The sequence below is a fragment of the Serratia sp. DFXYC6 genome (assembly GCF_057196085.1).
The window spans coordinates 2,393,644-2,412,260 of sequence record NZ_JBXUNV010000001.1; the positions used below are offsets into that span (position 1 = coordinate 2,393,644).

General features: G+C 44.9%; 13 protein-coding genes. 1 reads left to right on the forward strand and 12 read right to left on the reverse strand.

Translation table 11 applies throughout. The features are described from left to right. Positions 1–222 precede the first annotated feature (222 nt). From AC2CGQ_RS11740 to AC2CGQ_RS11755, 4 genes are all read right to left on the reverse strand, one after another. On the reverse strand, positions 223–1,599 hold the full coding sequence (locus AC2CGQ_RS11740) for a TolC family outer membrane protein (RefSeq protein WP_033633507.1): 1,377 nt from the start codon (positions 1,597–1,599) through the stop codon (positions 223–225). A gap of 2 nt (positions 1,600–1,601) precedes the next feature. Then, positions 1,602–2,933 carry an HlyD family type I secretion periplasmic adaptor subunit gene (locus AC2CGQ_RS11745; protein WP_004938859.1) on the reverse strand — a complete coding sequence of 444 codons (1,332 nt, stop codon included), beginning with the start codon at positions 2,931–2,933 and terminating at the stop codon, positions 1,602–1,604. Between the two features lie 52 nt (positions 2,934–2,985). After that, positions 2,986–4,758, reverse strand: coding sequence for a type I secretion system permease/ATPase (locus AC2CGQ_RS11750; protein WP_484593676.1), 1,773 nt, complete (start codon positions 4,756–4,758; stop codon positions 2,986–2,988). Between the two features lie 391 nt (positions 4,759–5,149). Then, positions 5,150–8,158, reverse strand: a complete 3,009-nt coding sequence (locus AC2CGQ_RS11755; RefSeq protein ID WP_099981710.1) for a beta strand repeat-containing protein — start codon at positions 8,156–8,158, stop codon at positions 5,150–5,152. A 365-nt stretch (positions 8,159–8,523) separates the two neighbouring features. Between AC2CGQ_RS11755 and AC2CGQ_RS11760 the strand changes: the two genes are divergently transcribed. After that, a complete protein-coding gene (locus AC2CGQ_RS11760; RefSeq protein ID WP_079007606.1) occupies positions 8,524–9,825 on the forward strand; it encodes a cellulase family glycosylhydrolase in 1,302 nt (433 codons plus the stop codon). 120 nt (positions 9,826–9,945) lie between these two features. On the opposite strand, the gene AC2CGQ_RS11765 is transcribed toward AC2CGQ_RS11760, so the two are convergent. From AC2CGQ_RS11765 to AC2CGQ_RS11800, 8 genes are all read right to left on the reverse strand, one after another. Further along, positions 9,946–10,548, reverse strand: coding sequence for a haloacid dehalogenase-like hydrolase (locus AC2CGQ_RS11765; RefSeq protein ID WP_060559056.1), 603 nt, complete (start codon positions 10,546–10,548; stop codon positions 9,946–9,948). Continuing rightward, positions 10,545–11,129, reverse strand: coding sequence for a phosphoribosyltransferase (locus AC2CGQ_RS11770; RefSeq protein WP_033633509.1), 585 nt, complete (start codon positions 11,127–11,129; stop codon positions 10,545–10,547). The genes AC2CGQ_RS11765 and AC2CGQ_RS11770 overlap by 4 nt, the downstream gene beginning before the upstream one ends. A 1-nt stretch (position 11,130) precedes the next feature. Then, on the reverse strand, positions 11,131–12,261 hold the full coding sequence (locus AC2CGQ_RS11775; RefSeq protein WP_060559049.1) for a glycosyltransferase family 4 protein: 1,131 nt from the start codon (positions 12,259–12,261) through the stop codon (positions 11,131–11,133). Positions 12,262–12,293: 32 nt separating this feature from the next. Continuing rightward, complete coding sequence (gene wbaP / locus AC2CGQ_RS11780) at positions 12,294–13,727, reverse strand: undecaprenyl-phosphate galactose phosphotransferase WbaP (RefSeq protein ID WP_033633510.1); 1,434 nt, start codon at positions 13,725–13,727, stop codon at positions 12,294–12,296. Positions 13,728–13,832: 105 nt separating this feature from the next. Beyond that, on the reverse strand, positions 13,833–14,918 hold the full coding sequence (locus AC2CGQ_RS11785; protein ID WP_033633511.1) for a glycosyltransferase: 1,086 nt from the start codon (positions 14,916–14,918) through the stop codon (positions 13,833–13,835). After that, the gene (locus AC2CGQ_RS11790) at positions 14,918–15,979 is read right to left on the reverse strand and encodes a glycosyltransferase family 4 protein (protein WP_074469399.1); all 1,062 of its coding nucleotides are present in this window, start codon (positions 15,977–15,979) and stop codon (positions 14,918–14,920) included. Before AC2CGQ_RS11790 ends, AC2CGQ_RS11785 begins: the two co-directional genes overlap by 1 nt. Positions 15,980–15,984: 5 nt before the next feature. After that, positions 15,985–17,313 (reverse strand): hypothetical protein, encoded by a 1,329-nt coding sequence (locus AC2CGQ_RS11795; RefSeq protein ID WP_060559043.1) that lies wholly within the window; start codon positions 17,311–17,313, stop codon positions 15,985–15,987. Between the two features lies 1 nt (position 17,314). Continuing rightward, positions 17,315–18,427, reverse strand: a complete 1,113-nt coding sequence (locus tag AC2CGQ_RS11800; protein WP_228392563.1) for a glycosyltransferase family 4 protein — start codon at positions 18,425–18,427, stop codon at positions 17,315–17,317. Positions 18,428–18,617 lie beyond the last annotated feature (190 nt).

Sequence of the window (18,617 nt, forward strand, 5' to 3'; positions counted from 1 at the left end):
GACGTCATCATTCTAAAATTCATACGATCATCAACCCATCGCCGCGTTTTTGCTAAAAGTATCAATTCCTCTAACCTACAGCCCTTTACAGGAATGATGTTCAGAAATAAACCCGACGAGTAAAAACACAGGAGGAACAACCTGCCGATAACATAACGTATTAACGAAAAAAGAGCAGCATAGCGCTGCTCTTTCAGATTAATGCTCATAGTGAATATGTTGCTAACGACTGCGAGCAAAATACTGCGCGACCCGCATAACGTCTTTTTCATCCAACGTACCGGAGTCGCTCAGCAAGGTGATCCATGATTTGATGTAGGCGTACTTGGCGGAGGCCAGATCGCGTTGGGCGCTATAGAGCTGCTGTTCGGCGTTGAGCACATCGACGTTGACGCGTTGCCCGGCCAGCACGCTCTGCCGAGTCGCCGTCACCTGTGTAGTAGCCGATTGTACCGCCAATTCATAGGCCGCTACCTTGGCGCGGCTGCTGATGCACAAATTGTATTGCTTGCGCAGATCGTTGAGCGTGGTGCCCGTCTGTGCATCCATTTCATACATCGCCTGGCCATAGCGCGCCGCCGCCTGCCGGGTCGACGCCGAAACGCCGCCGCCGGAATAAATAGGCATGCTGACCTGCACGCCGATGCTGTCGGTACGGTATTTCTGGTTAACCGTATTATCGCTGCTGGAGTCGTTTTCCGAATGCGAAGCATACAGCTGAACCTGAGGCATAAAGCCCGCACGATTCCTTTCGACATCATACTTGGCGGCATCCACGCCATGACGCGACGCGGCCAGCACCGGGTTGTTCTCCAGCGCGATCTTCTGCCAATCTTCGAACCTGGACGGGATCAGCGGTGCCACCTTGAACTTGCCCGGCCGCAAAACCTGCAATTCATCCAGTTGGTTCAGCGGCATACCGATAATCACTTCCAGCTCGCGCTGTGCGGCGTCCAGCGCGTCGCGCGCTTCAATTACCTGCGCTTCGGCCAGGCTGTAGCGCGCCTGGGTTTCCGATACGTCGGTAATGGTGCCTTCACCCGCGCTCATCAGGCGATCGTTCAAGGTCAGCTGTTCCTTGTAAGCCGCCTTTTGCGCTTCGGCCAACGCGATTTGATCCTTGGAATAGGCGACTTCGACATAGGCGTTAATCACCCTAACAGCGAGATCCAGCAACTTGCCGCGATAGCGCTCGTCCGACATCATCGTCTGTGCCACACCGGCTTTGTAGCGCGCGTACGCTTCATAGTCGAATAGCGGCTGCGTCAGCGTGATCGAACTGGAATAACTGCGATATTGCTGCCGCCGGGTGACCTCCGAAACATTGCCGAAAAAGTCGCTCTGCGGGTACTTTTGCGTCTGCCAGTTGCGCGGCGAATTCTGATAGTTCAGCGATACCTTCGGCAGCAGCCCCGCCCTGCCGATGTTTTCGTTTTCATCTCCCGCCTCTTTCTCTTTTATAGCCGCCCGGAAAGTCGGGTCCTTCTCTAATGCCAGCGAATATGCGTCTAAAATCCCTATCGAATAAACCGGCGCAGATATCGCAAACAAAAGGGTGCCGATAACCAGACCGGCAGCCTGTCGTTTTGATTGAATCAAAATTATTCCTCGGTTAATGAAGTATGAGCGCGATCCAAAATAGGTTTAAACAGATAACTCAGCAGCGAGCGTGAGCCCGTTTTCACGAACACCTCGACCGGCATCCCCGGCTTGATGTCCTCGCCACTGAGCATCTTCATGCCCTCCGGCGAGACCGTGACCTGCATCTGGTAGTAAGGTTCTCCATTGGCTTTGTCGACCAGGCGGTCGGCGGAAACCAGCGTGACCGTCCCCGGAATTTTCGGGGTTTTGTTTTGGTTGAAGGCGGTAAACATCAGATCCACCGGCAACCCGTTGTACACCTTGTCGATCAAATCGACTTTCAGGCGAGAATCCACCACCAGCGTCGCCTGGCTGGGTACAACGTCCATCAGGTGGTCACCCGCTCCCACGACGCCCCCCTGAGTGAAAATATTCAATCCGACCACGGTGCCATCCACCGGTGAGGTGATGGCGGTGTTGCCCAGATCGAAGTCGGCCATTTGCAGCTTGTTGCGGAACTCGCTGGCGTCCATTTGGGTTTGCGCCAGTTGCGTCCTGACCTCGCGCTGATAGTCGGCGAAGCGCTGATCGATACGCTGCTGAGATTCCTGCAGCTGCTTTTGCAATTGACCAATCCGCCCGATGGTTTCATCGATGCTGCTGTTCACCTCAGCGAACTGGCGCTGGACCTCCAGATAACGGTTGCGCGGCAAATAACCGTCCGCCGCCAGTTGCTTCATGCTGTTCATCTGCTCACGCAGGCTGGAAAGTTGGATCTGCTTGTTGGCGCGCGAATCCTGCAGGCCTTTCAACTGGAAGCGGATCCCATCCATCGACTGCTTATAACCGTCAATTTCACTTTGCAGCCCCTGGCGGCGAGAGGCGAACAGCTGCGTTTGCAACGCGATGATTTCGGCCACGCGCGGCTGATCCTTAACCTGGGTGAAAACAGGGGAAAAAGTGACCTTGCTCAGACCATCGCGTTCAGCCAGTAAACGCCCTTCAGTGGCCAGCGTGGTGTAGTACTGATCGCGCAGCGAATCAACCTGAGCCTGTGCCTGCACCTGGCTCAATTGCACCAGAACCTCACCGGCTTTCACCTTGTCGCCGTCTTTCACCGCGATGTTCTTGATGATGCCGCTGGCCGGGGCCTGCACCGTTTTGCGGTTGCCGGAAACGGTTACCGATCCCGGTGATGCCACCCCTTTATCCAGAGGGGCGAACGCTGCCCAGGCCAGAAATCCGAACAGACCAATTCCCACTACCAGCCAGCCCATCCGGGTAAACCGCCGTTCGTCCTGCGGGATCTCTTCAATATACGAGTCTTGCGGCTCGCCAATATGCGTCGACATACCAACTCCTTTAAACTGCGGATGGCAATAAAGCCATCAGGCAATTCACGGCTTAATTAATTTGCGTTTTTGGGATGTTGCCTTCATCCGGCTCAGAATTTACCGCCCTCACCGCTTGCTGAGGCTGTTGCGTCTGGGCTTTTTGCGCATTGGCCAACGCCTGAAGCACTTGTTGAGTCGGGCCGAACGCGTTGACGTTGCCATTCACCAACAGCAACAACTTGCTGGTCATCGACAGCAAATTGGTGCGATGGGTAATCAGAACCACCGTTTTATTACGTTGCTTGAGGAACATAATCGCCTGGTTCAACGCTTTCTCGCCCGCATCATCCAGATTGGAGTTAGGCTCATCCAATACCACCAGCGAAGGATCGCCGTACAAGGCGCGCGCCAGGCCGATACGCTGTTTCTGTCCACCGGACAACCCAGCGCCGCCGTTGCCGAGCACCGAATCGTAGCCGTTAGGGAAACGCAGGATCAGTTCGTGCACACCGGCCAGCTTAGCGGCTTCAATGACTTTCTCTGAGTCGATATCGTTAAAGCGAGCGATATTCTCGGCGATAGTCCCGGCAAACAGCTCAATGTCCTGCGGCAGATAGCCGATATACGGCCCCAATTCATCCTTGTTCCACTGATAGATGTCAGCATTATCCAACCGAACAATCCCTTCACTGACCGGCCAAATGCCGACCAGCAAACGCGCCAGCGTCGATTTCCCCGACGCGCTCGGGCCAATGATCCCCAGCACGTCACCGGGCTGGATGGCAAAAGTCACGTTATGCAATACCGCATCGCCTTTGGAGCCCGGCGGCGTGGCGGTGACGCCTTCTACTGCGAGTACCCCTTCCGGACGCGGCAAGGACATACCGGTACCACGTTGCGGGTGCGTTTCCAGCAGCTTGACCAACCGGCCATAAGAAAGCTTCGCCGCGCTGTAGCTCTTCCAGACGTTAATAACCTGCTCAATCGGCGCCAGCGTTCGCCCCATCAGAATGGAGCCGGCGATCATCATACCGGGCGTAATGTGCCCATCGATCGCCAGCCAGCCCCCCAGCCCCAGCACCAGCGATTGCAGCGACATGCGCACAAACTTGGTGACCGATGTGACCCGCGATGCGCGTTCGCTGGCGATGCGCTGACTGTTCAAAAACCGCTGGTGCAGACCGAACCACCGGCGTTTCAGGTTAGGCAACATCCCCAAAGCCTCGATCACTTCGGCATTTCGCAGATTGGTGCTGGCCAGCGTACCGGACATAATCGACAGCTTGCTGGCCTCCGCCAGCGGCTTTTTCGACACCATTTCGTTGATCACCGCCAATGCGATCAGCAACAGCGCACCGACCAGGGCGAAAAGCCCCAACCAAGGGTTAAAGAGGAATATCACCAACAGATAGATCGGAAACCACGGCGCATCAAAGAAGGCGAACAGCGCGCTGCCGGTAAGGAATTGGCGCAGATTGGTCAAGTCGCTCAGCATCTGGCCGGCGTCAGACGAACCGTTTTTCAGATTCGCCTCGTAGGCCGCAGTGTAGACTCGCGTGTTGAGACGCATATCCAGCTGACTGCCGATACGGATCACCACCATGCTGCGCACGTATTCCAACAGCGACATCATGCCGAACATGCCCAGCATGATCAGCGTCAGCATCAACAGCGTGATTTCATTACGAGAAGGAAGCACCCGGTCGTAAACCTGGAGCATATAGATAGAAGGAACTAGCATTAATAGATTAATAAATGCGGTAAATATGCCAACGGTCCAAAAAACCTTACTGCGAGTCCGTATAACATCCGCAATTTCATTGCGCGGTATAAATTGATTCACTTTCTGCCCTTACATCATGTGCACTGTCAGTCAAAATCCGCATTGGACTCTTATAAGGAAAATCCTAAAAAGGGAAAAAATAAAATAAATCCTAAAGAACCCCCACCCCAGACATGCTCGAGACTGCAGATACTTTTTCTAACTATAGGTAGAGAAAGCGGATATCAGCAAGGCCGTAAGCAAAAAAAATCGCCTCACGAACCACAGAAAAAAACAAATGAAAACAGAAGGGTAAATAGTAGGCAGGGCAAAGCGAGTTTAGTACGAAAGGGAATAAACCAGAGATAATGACGTGGTTCACAAAATTCAAAGAATACGGGGTGTTCACACACCCCGTATTATTTATTGGCTAACAGTTTCAATGGGAATTATTTCCCACTGGAACCCCTACTTACGCGTAGTGCAGAGTATCCACCAATTGCTGGTGGTTCTGCCCGGTCAGGTATACCACGGTATCGTTGAGATCCAGCGCATGGTTATCGTTGTTGTCGATAATCACATAAGAGCTGGCAGTATTACCGCCACCGCTGAATACTACGGATGCCACACCCACTTTCGACGTCAGCGAGTTGCTGCTGTCCAGACCGAGAATGCCGCCCAGCAGGCCGATAACGCCGTTGGTCAAACCGCCCACCAGCGTCCCCAACAGCGCATCCAATGTGTCTGCGGAACGAGTGCCGTAGTCCGCAACCGCCGTGCCGCTGGCGTCATTGGAGATAGTCAGACCGCCATGGTTAACATCGACAATCTTGTCTTTGAGGCTGCTAAAGTCCTTGATGGTCACACCCGCCTGCGTGTTACTCGCCTTGATGTCATAGATGTTGGCACCTGCGCCACCGGTCAGCGTGGTGTTGCCAATCACGCCCAGGGTATCGGCAGCACTGGAACCTTCTACGGTCAATTGGTAGCCGTTCAGGCCCAACGCCGACAGCACCGGCGCCAACAGGTTGGTGGTAATGACGCTCAGCGGCAGAATGTTCAGCAACTGAATGATGATACCGTCACCGGTACCGCCATGGCTGGAGTCGAGATTCAGCCCAGCGGTATTGGTGGACGCATTGATATCACGCACGTTGCTGAAACCGCTGCCCAGGGTCAGATCCAGCGCGTGATCACCGGTCACGTTGATGGTCTGAACCTGCGCATTGGTGCCGGCCAATGACAGAATGTTGTCAAAGCTACCTGTACCGCCTGAAGCCACGTTCACCGTGCTCAACGGAGTACCGCCAATCAGGCTGCTGCTGCTGTTCAGAGTGATGGCGCCAGCATTCACGTTGGCGGAACTCACCGCATCGAAATTGATATTGAAGTGATCGGTAGCGTTCTGCACGAAGGTGAAGTTCAGCGTACTGGCGGAGGTCGCGTCCCCTTTCACTTCCAGCTGCGCGGCGTTGCCGCCGGCGGCGTTGATGACGTTGACGTTAGCCAAACCGGAGATCACAAATCCTTGCGTGCCCAGATTGGTGGCAGCTGCGTTCTGCGTAACCGTGCCGCCCGTGGTGCCTTCAACCGTGGATGTACCGTTGGTCAGGCCAAAGTCAAAGGTGTGGGTCGGTGTTGTGACGCTGGTGGTGGTCGGTGAACCGATCAGCGGAGTCGTAATCAGCGTACCAACAGACTTGCCGATATAGCCGGTCAGGTCGATCTTCTCGAAATTCGAGAAGTTATTGGCGTTGCTGGTCACAGTACTGGTGCGAACGCCCAAGGCGTTTTGGTTGGTCACCACGGTTTTGGTGATGAAGTTGGCGGAAATGGAGTCCGTCCCCGTGCCGCCGTCAGCCTTGACGGTGTTGGCGACAGTGTTAGCTCCGCCGGAAACGCCGTTCCCTGCCCAGTGCAGGCTATCGTTGCCGGCACCAAGGTTAAACTGCGCCGTGCCGGCCGCAATGTTTGCCGTCGATGTGACGACTACGTCATCCGCACCCGAACTGGCATTCAGGATGACGTTGCCGTTATTGACGGTGATATCTACGCCTGGATTAACGCCGTTGTCAGACAGGTTGACCGTTGCTGCGCTGGTGCCGTTGATAGTCAGATTCGCCAGATGGTCGGCGAACTTCAGGTTCACGGTGCTGGCGGCATTGGCGTTCAGTTGGACATTCGTCAGTACCGCTGTTTCGGCGTTGCTGATTTGATGAGAAATACCGGTGTTCACAGTACCCGTAGCGTTACCACCGGCGGCTGTAGTCGTCAGGCTAGCCGCGGTTTTGTACAACAGGCTGGTACCGATATCAAACTCAAATGCGTGCTGCTGAGTGACAGTAACCGCGTCAGTAGCCGTTGAAGTCCGCAGGTCATTAATGATGGCTTGGGTAATAACCGATTTATCAGTCCCCAAAGCACTGTAAAGCGCCAGCTGAGCCGGCGTAGCTGCAGTACCGTGAACAGCGGTGTAAACATGTTGGATAAAGTTATCACCAGTCAGCTGTGCGCCTTTCCGCTGGAATTCATCAGAAGCTAATGCACTGGTAATAAACTTAGTATATGCCGCGCCAGATGCCAGATACTTGCTCCAGCTATCCAAACCTACGGCGTCAATGCCGCGCTCCGGCACGGCCAGGAACACAGCAGCAGCCTGTTCCTGGTAATTCAAGCCAGGTAAGCTGCCAGCAGTGTAAGCAGTTGTTGCCAGTGTAAACGCCTGTTTAGCGGCGGCATCAGAGCTGCTGACACTGCCACGCAACGAGTTGATGAAATCAACAATAACATCACCACGCGTTGCTCCGCCTTGCAGTTCCGTCAAGTAAGTATTTAACTCGGTGCTATCTGGCGGCCGTTTAAAACCTTGAGTAAAGAGCTTGGTAATAAAATCCTGATTACTCAAAGTGTTAATATAACTGCGCTCATTAACAAAACTCTGAGCGGCGACGGAGAATGTTCTGGAACCATCATTAATTGCCGCCCCCCAATAGTTGACACCCGCAGCTGATTGCACGGACCCAAGAACATAGTAGATCGCTAATACATCAGAAGCGCCATTACCGGCCGCGGCTGCAGTATTCGCCGAAGGATACAATACGGCATCGATTTTATTATCAAATGCAGTTTGTTGAGAAAGTATGGTTGAATCAAAGCCATTGTAATTTAAGAGATCACTGACTAAACCGCCAACGATATTTGCCGCGGGCTGCCCTCCAGCAAGCAAAGCAGCTAAAACACCGGCGCTAGGTGCTGAGCCATAAACGTTGGTATATATCGCACTCACAATATCGCTAGTACTCTTCCCGCTATATAACGCCTGACCTGCACTGGAAGAGAGAATCTGAGCGACATATTGCGCTGAAGTTCCACCATTTTCAAGAAGTTGCCCGGCACTATCGAACGTCGCCGCGGATGCTGCTTTACCAAGAACAGCATAGTAAAGCGCAGCACCAGTCTGCTGTGAGACAAGAGATGACATGTGTATTCTCCTAGAGAAGCCATTCAAAAAACGTTACAGACAGCAATTTGCCGCTGAAGAACAAAGCAAGAACAAGCAAAACAAAAATGCATGAAAATCAATGAGTCGTCAGTTTCAATACTCCTATGGTTAAAGCAGTAGATACATACAAAGAAAGTATCTAAATTCAATGATGTCAAGATGAGAAAGAAAATATAAAAATAATCCTAATAGCGCCGATTGATACTAATCTTTCCTGCATTTAGTTAACGAGTGATTGCTTAGCTAACATTAGGAATAACCTTAGTTACTTTCGCGCTTGAAAGCGTAAAAATACCTGTAAAACCAATCTATTATTTTCACACTGACCTCAGCGAGATAAGACGATGACGTTCATGAAACTGCCCCCCTTCTCTCTCAAATTTATACTCGGCACACTTCTTGCTACCCTGCCTCTGAAAATCGGTTATGCCTTCGAGATTGGCATTAACACACACCTACGCTGGTATCCAGAAGAGCAAGATCATTATTTGAACTTGATAAGTAACTATGGTTTTAATTCCTTTCGTGATGATTACCTTTGGGGGTTAGTTGAACAACAGAAAGGCACCTATCAACCTGTAGATAAACTTATACGTGTAGATAAGTCTCTCTTAGTTGCAAATAAAAACTATGGTATGAACCCCATTGCCGTTCTAGCCTATGGCAATGATCTCTATGATAAAAGTGGATATGCCAGCAACGATGAATCTATCGCAGCTTATGCAAATTATGCATACTGGACAGCAAAAAGATTTAAAGGAAAGGTCAAGTATTATGAGATCTGGAATGAGTGGAGTGTTGGCACCGGCACGCATAATAAATCACCAGCCCCTCCTCCAGCTCAGGTCTACTACAAACTCATCAAGCAGGCCTCTATAGCGATAAAGAGGGCAGACCCCGGAGCTATCGTGCTTGCAGGCTCCTTCGATCCTTTAGGAAACGATGGATTAAAATGGTCCGATGACTTGATAAAGCTGGGCATGCTCAATTATATAGATGGGATATCAATACATCCGTATAGCTTTAAATCCAGTGATAAATCGCTGACTACCCCGGAAGGAAACATTGAAAAAATCGATGGGTATCAAGAAGAATTGAAGAGGCTCGTAGGCAAAGAGGTCCCTATTTACATCACTGAAATTGGCGTACCAACCAATGCGGGGAAATTTGGGTACAGCGAGGACTATGTAGCCCAATATGTTGTCAAATATACTCTTCTTGCAAAAGCCAGGGGATATATAAAAGGAGTTTGGTGGTATGACTTAAGCGATGATGGTGATAACAACCAAAATATAGAGCATAGATTTGGATTGCTCAGGAAAAATGGGAGTAAAAAGCCAAGCATGGAGTCATACGAGAAAATTGCCGATTTAATAAAAAATTACTCGGTAAAAAATTACAATGTGACAACCGATGGTAAAGTGAATTTAATCTTTAGCAATGGAAAAAAAGAAGCCAGGGTTAGTTGGAAAAAGAATGATACGCAGGAGGGAAGGAATTCCACAACGGGAAGAATAATGTCGCTCATGACGAGTAGTAAACCATCTTCGCAGAAAATTACGGCTCTCGTTATTGAAGACCCAACGCAAAAAAGTCAACCAGCGGTTAGCGCAGACACGCCAGTGATAACATTCGGCAACGAGTAAATCCGCATCAAACCAAATGAAAAATAACCTCCTTTGGACTCCTTTGGAGGTGGTTTAAAGCCGAAAAAAAAGCGAGACGATAAACACAGTCTCGCTTTTATCATTTTTAAAATAGTACCGTTATACTATCGTATAACGCCCTGCATTGAGCATGTCGGAAAATAATCTCTCGGACTTTATTGATGGAGAAACAATATAGGTAAACTTAGCAGCCATAGCTAACGGGATATCATCATAATGATCAGTAAAGAAAAGATCTGGTTCCTCAGAAAATTGCTCCCGAACGAATTTAAGCTTCACTACATTTAATGTTTCGACAAATTCACCTGAGTGGCAAAAATGTGCACATATAGTGACATCAAAATCATTAACTTCCTGAGAGAAAGAGGACACATAAATATCCGGCGCTGCAGTTGCCAAGCACTTAGTCGAATTATCACCTAGAACGAGCAAATCCTTTCGGAGAGAATGGCGGGCCAACCATTTTCCGTACTTCTTACCGACATAGGGCCAAAACTTGGTGCGTTGCTGAATCGCTAATAAAGCCACCTTAAATCCAACGCGATCCATTCTCCCAATTTTCCTGCATATGGCGAATTTAATAATAGAGAATAAAAAATACCATCTAAGGAAAAAAATAGAGATGAAAAAAGACAGAACAACCCATACTTTAAAAGTGTTAAATGGCACAAGTGTGCCATCAAGATCATATACGGATTTCAACCTTTTCTCCTAACATCACTAGCCCAGGGATAACGAATAAGATAGCCCTTATAAAGATAAAAATCTGGAATAAAAGCAGGCTCGTCAAATGTGACATTTAACGCAGCAGTTTTAACGACCGAATCCGATGAAAGATACGGTTGGAGAAAATTGATGCAATCAATAAACGTACCACCACTATCAACGGCATCATCAACAATTAGAATTCTCTTACCTTTTCGCAGGTGTTCCAAGTCGCCGGAGATATGCGCCACAGCTCCTACTGACAATATTCTTCCGGATTTTCTGAACTTACGTTCGTTGAATTTTATTTCCGCTATTCTCAATAAGTCATTTATCGGCCTTGGGAGGAAAGGCAAAAAAGAAGCCATTCTGAACTTGGACTTCTTCTTAGTAGAATTTCGCTGCCTTTTTATTATAACAAGCGGAACATTAATTTTTTTCCCAATTTCCTCAGCGACATAGCGTCCACCAGTGGCAACACCAATAATAACATCAGGGGAAAATTCTTTAATTATTTCTTTAGACAACCGATCACATAACGAATCGAAATCTTTGCCGATAGCCGTAATAACTTTCATATCAAAACTTTCCTATGATATTTTCATAAACAGAGTAAGTCTCCGTTGCGCATCGCTGCCAACTGAAAGTATCAGCTCTTCTTAAACCTTTTTCTGACAAAGAGGCACGTAACTGAGCATCATTAAAAACATTCTCCATAGCACTAACTAACTGAGAAAGGTCATTTGGATTAACCAATAATGCTGCATCACCAGCTATTTCCGGGCAGGAACCTGCGGTAGAGGTGATGACAGGAGCCCCGCAAGACATCGCTTCTAGAATAGGCAAACCAAATCCCTCGGCAAAACTTGGAAATACCAGGCAAAGCGTGTTGTTATACAAATGAACAAGGTCCTCATTCGAGACACCTCGAAGGACTTTTATTTTATCCGGGTTATTAAATATTTTATTTTCCAAGGCAGGATTAGGAAATGCCGGATCGAACCCTCCAACCAAAACTAACTGCACATCAGCATCGGCAAGTCTCTCGAATGCAGCAATAACACTATCAATATTCTTAATCGCGGCAAACCGCCCGACAAAAAGAAAATATGGCTTAGTCACACCCAGACTAGCGATTACATCATTAGATTTTACTTTATCTTTCACGTGGAACTGCTTGCTCGCAGCTTCGTGCACAACCGTAATTTTATTTTCATTAACACCGAAGTTCTTGATTATCTCATCTTTCGTATAATGAGAAACTGCAATTATATGATCTGCTTTTTTTAAACTAGGCGGCGTGAAAATTTCCAATCCTTTAGTCAACTTAGGATTGAAGTACTGTTTGTGCGTACGGAACATGACATCATGAACAGTCACAACATGTTTCGTACTTCTGGTTGTAACCAAGGGTGATAAATAATTTGTATGCAAGAGATCGCATTTATTGCGCCATTCAGCAAGTGCAAATCCGCCGAGAAGGTTCATAGGCGTCCAACCTGATATCAACTTCTTTATTTCTACACGATTATCATTTAAGAAAGGTTGCCCAGCCTGCTTAGTTAAAACAATGGCAGGATCGTCCGCCAGAAGCAATAACTTATCATCGCGATTTATGCACGAAACCAAGTTATTCGCCAATTCTATTGTGTACGTTCCAGTCCCTTGACTAACCTTTTGCATAAATCGGCTATCGAGTGCGATTCTCATTATCCATTCCCATAAAATAAACTATTATAAAGTTAGTATGCGCCATCACGCTTTAATACAACACCTATAGTTTTAAATAGAATCGCAATGTCATTCCAAAGCGCCCAATTCTTAACGTACCATGCATCAAAATACACGCGCGTGTCATAATCAATATCATTACGGCCACTGACCTGCCACAATCCTGTCATTCCTGGCTTCGCCATGAAGTAGTAATCGACATCACCTGCATAACGTTCCAATTCTTTTTCAATAACCGGTCTTGGGCCAACTAGACTCATTTCACCACGAAGTACATTCCACAATTGAGGTAACTCATCCAGGCTTGTCTTTCTAATAAAAGCGCCAATCTTTGTAATACGTGGGTCGTTTTTCAATTTAAAGTCTTTATTCCATTCTTCTCTGGCCTCAGGATCTCGCTCCAATAAATCTGCAAGTACTTCCTGAGAATTTAGAACCATCGATCTGAACTTTAAGCATTTAAATTTCTTTCCATTGTGCCCCACTCTCTCATGCCCATAAATAGGACGACCACCATCTCTTGAAACTTTGTAAGTCAAGAAAATCAACACGGGAGAAAGTGCAACCAAAATAAGAGATGAGCCAATAATATCAAATGTGCGCTTAATGAAGCGTGATGAACGCTTGGCTAAATTATTGCTTACCCGCAGAATCATTACTTCATGACTAAAAATAAATGACATATCGGTGCCATAAAGAGGAACACCACGAAGAGTTGGGATAACAGAAACCGACCGACAATTATGCTTAGCCAGATCTTTCAACCACCAATCACGTAGCGCATGTTGTTCAAATTCAAGTGCGACGATAAATTGCGTACTCTCAACATTGACACAACGCCACAGCTCTTCTTCCGAATTAATGACCGGGATGCCAAAATAATTATCTTCGCATGGTTTATCCGTACACACAAAGGCAACAACTTCAAATCCAAGAACTTCTTCACTTTGCAATGCTGCATAGGCTTCAAAGGCATTTCTTCCCGAGCCAATGATTATGGTTTGTTTTTTCCACAACCCCATCTTGTTAAGGATTTTTTTTGTTAATGCTCTCCCCAACGGCACTAAAATAATTATCAACATCCATGATAACACCCAAACTGAACGAGAAAAGTTCCACTTAGAAAATGCAACTAGAGCTAAATCAAGAACAGCAAAAATAACTAGCGTTCTGAGAACTTCCTTGAGCTCAAACCAAAATGGCTTTCTATATGTGTAGTGTCTAAGCCTTGTCCAGAACCACAGAACACACACTACAGATATAACAAACTGCGCAACAGAACGAATAAAAAACTCATCCTGAGGTATATAATTATTTAACCCATCAAATAATTTGTAAAGAATGAAATACGAAAGATAGACCGATATGTTAAAAAAGAAAATATCTGACAATGCTAGCATTAGTTTTGTCGTAAAATCGCCAAAAAAAACATTTGTTTTTTTCATTATGCATCCCGAATACTATTTTATAAAATTCAACACGTTATAGAGACAGGTAATTACCGAACAGCGAGTCAAATTAATTTCATATGAATTAGATAAGCTAGATATTTATTTTATAACTTCACGATAAAGTGAACTTACTTTCTGTGTCATAAAACAGCTTTTGAAGTTTTTACTGTAATTATCATAACTTCTTTCGCTCATCGTTTTCCAAAAATCCAAATTTTTATCGCAAATAACGGTAGAAAAACCTTTTATATCCCCATAATCAACTAAAAAACCTGTGACACCATTTATAATAATTTCTGGCAGTGAACCTCGTTCAAAAGCCAGAACGGGTAAACCGTAACTTTGCGCCTCTACGGCAACAAGGCCGAAGGCCTCCCAACGACTTGGCATCAGTAAGACTGTTGCATGGAAAAAATAAGGTGCAATATCTTCATACTTCAACCAGCCTATGTACGTTATTTTTTCACCATATACAGGAAGACTCTTATACTCTATAACATAGTCTCCGATCACAGTGATATGTATATCCTCATTCTGAGAAAGCAAATTGGTTATATTTAGAACGTGATCAAAACCTTTCTGGTGATCCGTCCGTCCAACAAAGAGAATATTCTTTTTATTCGCGTATTTATAAGGGCTTTTTTGCGTTACTATCAAAGGATCTTGAACACCATTATAGATAATGACTAAACGCTCTGGATTAAGCCCCCATTTTATGGCTTCCCTATATTCATATTCACTGACACAAATAGTTTTATCCGTCACTTTCTCTAGCATGCGCTCAATAAATGCGTAGACTCGCTTTTTATAAACAGGAATATCCATTAAGAAAGCAAAGGCATGCGGACAGTAAATCACTTTGGGGTGATAAAAAACAAATATTATAGGCAAAGCCAAACGGCATAAAAAGCCAGCAAAACTACTGTGTAAATGAATTACATCCGGTTTTTTATTTAAAACAACTCGCAGAAAACAAAACAGAAGCAAAAATAATGACATGGTATTTCTTCCAGTTCTATTGAATGGAGAAAGCACATGTTCTCTAACACCAACCAGTTCAGATAACTGTTGTCTCGGAACAATGCATAATACCTCATCTTCAGTATCTTGCTGTTCCATAACCAGTTGTCGCATGATTGTCGCAACACCACCCTTTATTGTTTCGGCGACATGCAATATTTTCACTAATCACTCCAGGGCTTATCTTTTGCGTAGCCTTCAAGTATATTATTTATTTTATTAGCCGACGCCAACCAATTAAATCGCTTAGCGTTTTCAAAACCTCGTTTAATCAGTGAATCCCTTAAACCACCATCATGGTATAGTTTCTCTATCTGTGAAATTAAACTTTCAGAACAAGTTGGTGAAAAATAAAGCGCACTGTCGTTCAACACTTCCGGCATTGATGCTGTATTAGATGCAATAACAGGACAACCGCAAGATTGAGCCTCAAGCAATGGAATTCCGAAACCTTCATAGAGGGATGGGAAAACGAAAGCAAAGGCTCCTGAATAAAGCACTGCCAGTTCCTCATCAGTAACTCGGCCATAGTACTTTATATATGAATTATTACTCACTGCAGAATAGGTAACTGTTGAAAAATTTCTATTCGATGCACCGACAATTTTTAACTCCAAACCTAAACTATTATTTATTTTTTCAAAACTATCAATTATCAGTTTAAAATTCTTATGAACGCTTGGAGAAGATACACATAGAATATATGGATTGTCTGGCTCAGTAATTTTGCGTGGAAAGAAAACCTCAGTAGCTGCATTATTGACAACATCAATATTCTCAATTCCGTAGGCCCGCTCTATTTCATTTCGAGAAAAATCACTGACAGTAATGATTTTTTTCCCTCTTTTTAAAAGCCACGGTGAAAAAATTCTATAAAAAAATCTAAAACCTAGTGAGTAACTTTTGGGATAAACTCGATAAGTTATATCATGATGAACAATGATATTGTTAAAGAACCCTATTGGAGCGGTATTACAAAAACTTAAAAGCACATTTCCATTTCGCACCATAAAGAGAAATAACTCTGTTTGCTCCCATAACTGTCCGGATAGGCGCCCGATTCTCTTTATATTAAACGCCTTAGTAATCTCATTATCTGGCGTAGTTTTAGGGCAAAGCACAACAATATCATCTCGGATCTTAATCAAATTAAGTAAGATTTGAATAGCAAAGCGTTGAACGCCTGTCACCTCTTGCGTTAAAAAACGGCCATTAACATAGATCACAATCGTTAACTCACTTTTGTATAAACTGGATTAGCACTGCCCTCCTCATCGGAGTATTCTTCCGGTTTAAGTGAAACTAAAAGCGCAGTTATTATTATCGGGAATATATAACCAGGATAGTTGGTAAATGGATTATTATAGGCAAAGTTTGTTAGCAACGATATCAACCAGTACAAATAGACACCGTGTGGTAATACGGTAGATGTCTTCTTATACAAACTAACCAACAGTAAAAAAGCACCGAAAACAAATACCAGTACGCCAACAAATCCATAATTTGAGAGAAGGTAAATGTACAAACTGTCTAGCGGAATCGCCGTTGTATTATCTTCAACCCCAACCATACCACTACCGTTCACAGCATAACCAGAGCCAAAGTAAATAGAGTAGGCTGAATCTAACACTTGCTCAATATAAAGAATACGCAAGAAAATACTGTTTTCGGCGTATGTATTTTCCTTTGAAGAAAACACTTCATATATAAATGTGTTAGTAACGGAAAGGAAAAAAACAATGGAAACAACAACAGTAATCCAAGTAATGAATCTCAACGCTCTCTGATTCGAGACAAGTCTATTAATAATCATATAAAGAACATAAATTACCATCATCACGAAAGCTGTTTTTGATGTAGAGCAAAGAATGCCTGCGATCATTAAGAATGTAAATAGCGCTCTTCGCTTGACTGAAACAAATGAGGCAAGAGCGAGGCCAAAGAAAAGATATTCACTGAGGCTGAAAGGTGTTGTCAATAAACCCAGAGCTCTTAAATAACCATCTGTAGTGCGTAAAACAAGGCCATTGTCTTTACCAAACGCGGTTAACATCGGGCCAGGATTGAACCCCAGAACCTGGAAAATAAGCTCTGCCGAGAAGAACTCAGCAATAGTGGCTAACGCATTAATCGAACAAAAAATAATATAAAACTTAATAAAAACAGATACTATGTTTTTTTTCTCTTCAGTGCTAAACATACTCGCTAACGCTGCGATCAATATTGCCGAAATTGCGAAGAGTTCAACTCGAAACTGTATAGCAATCCTTGTCATATCAAATTTTGAAAAGAGTAAGGTCGCCAAAATATATGAAAGGATAAAAAAACAAATCGCTAAAAGCGTTAGCATCAATGTGGTGAACTGCCTACCTGCCTTATATCCATTTGCAACAAAAAAGAAAATCATCAACAACGGAAATACTATCGAGAAGAAATCTTTATAGAGTAAGATCAAACGAGTAGTATTATAAGCAAAAATTGTAACCAGCCCATTTAATGAAGCTAATGCCAGGTACGTCAGAATAAAAAATATAAATATCTTTGAGGTTGATGTGTTCATTTTAGTTATTGTAAACCTCTACATATCGTTTCGCGATATTATCAATATCAAAACTCTCCACGACGCTGCGTTCTTTGTGCGTGCGTGTATCTTCAACTTTGAAAGAGTTTAGCGGCCTAACATTACTACTCATGGCAGCTATTTCTGAAATTCCCCCCATGAAATTAGTATAGACAATCTTCCCAGAAAGCGCACACTCCGCAACTGAACGCCCAAATGGTTCATTCCATTTTGTTGGCAGTATAACTGCATCAACATTTGCCATAAATTCTTCTACCGCAATAAAACCAAGCAGTTCAACATTTGACTTTTCCGCCAAAATTTTCATGGCATTACCTTCATCGCCATTAAACCTACCTGCCGCATAAAACTTGACATCTGCCCTATTCTTATATTCATCTGCAAGGCGACAGTATTCATCGAATCCTTTATCGCTAGTAAGGCGACCTATAAATCCGACTCTAAAAGTTGAACTTTCTCTATCTTCAAAGCGAAGCGGTTCTATCGGATTATAGATAACCGAACATCTATCTTCATTAAAAAATCCGTTTGTAGTATGCAAATCAGAAATATAACGACTGATTCCAACAAAACTGAAAACGGCTTTGCTCTTCCACTTTTTAAAAAATGAGAAAAACCTCACACTCAATTCTGACGTACTCATCACCTTGCCATGTTTGAACAAGGTCGAGTTAGGATGAAAGAGATAGTAATCTCTCGCGGTATGAACCAGTTTCACCTTACACTCTTTCACCGCATCCCACGCAGAAATTGAAAAACCGCCCAGGTTATTAGTATGCACAACGTCTGGAAGAAAGTTTTTTATTTCCTCTTTCACCGCATGCTTCATTGAGAAATTGTACTGATCTTTTGCATGCCATACTATTTTCTTCCATGGCGACACATTCTCTCCGCCATATGGCCAATAGACATTACTGAGAGGCAAATAAGTGACCATTACATTATTAATGGTTTTACATTCTCGTTCGGATTTGTTATGCAATGTAACAACACTTACTGTATGCCCCATATTAGCGAGTTTTTCAGCTAATAACTGCACAGATACCTCTGCGCCTCCAACCTTATAAGGATGATAAAGTGTATTGATCATCATTATCTTCATTTCTTATACACCTTAAATATTCTATATAAACATTTGACTGTCGTCTGAATGGTAATCAAAAATCATTCAAAATGAAGACAAATTTAAAAAAACAAATCGAATGTATTTATAAATGCATATATTTGCCGATTACATCCATTTTTCTTATTACAAATAGCAAATATATGAACATATGCCATAC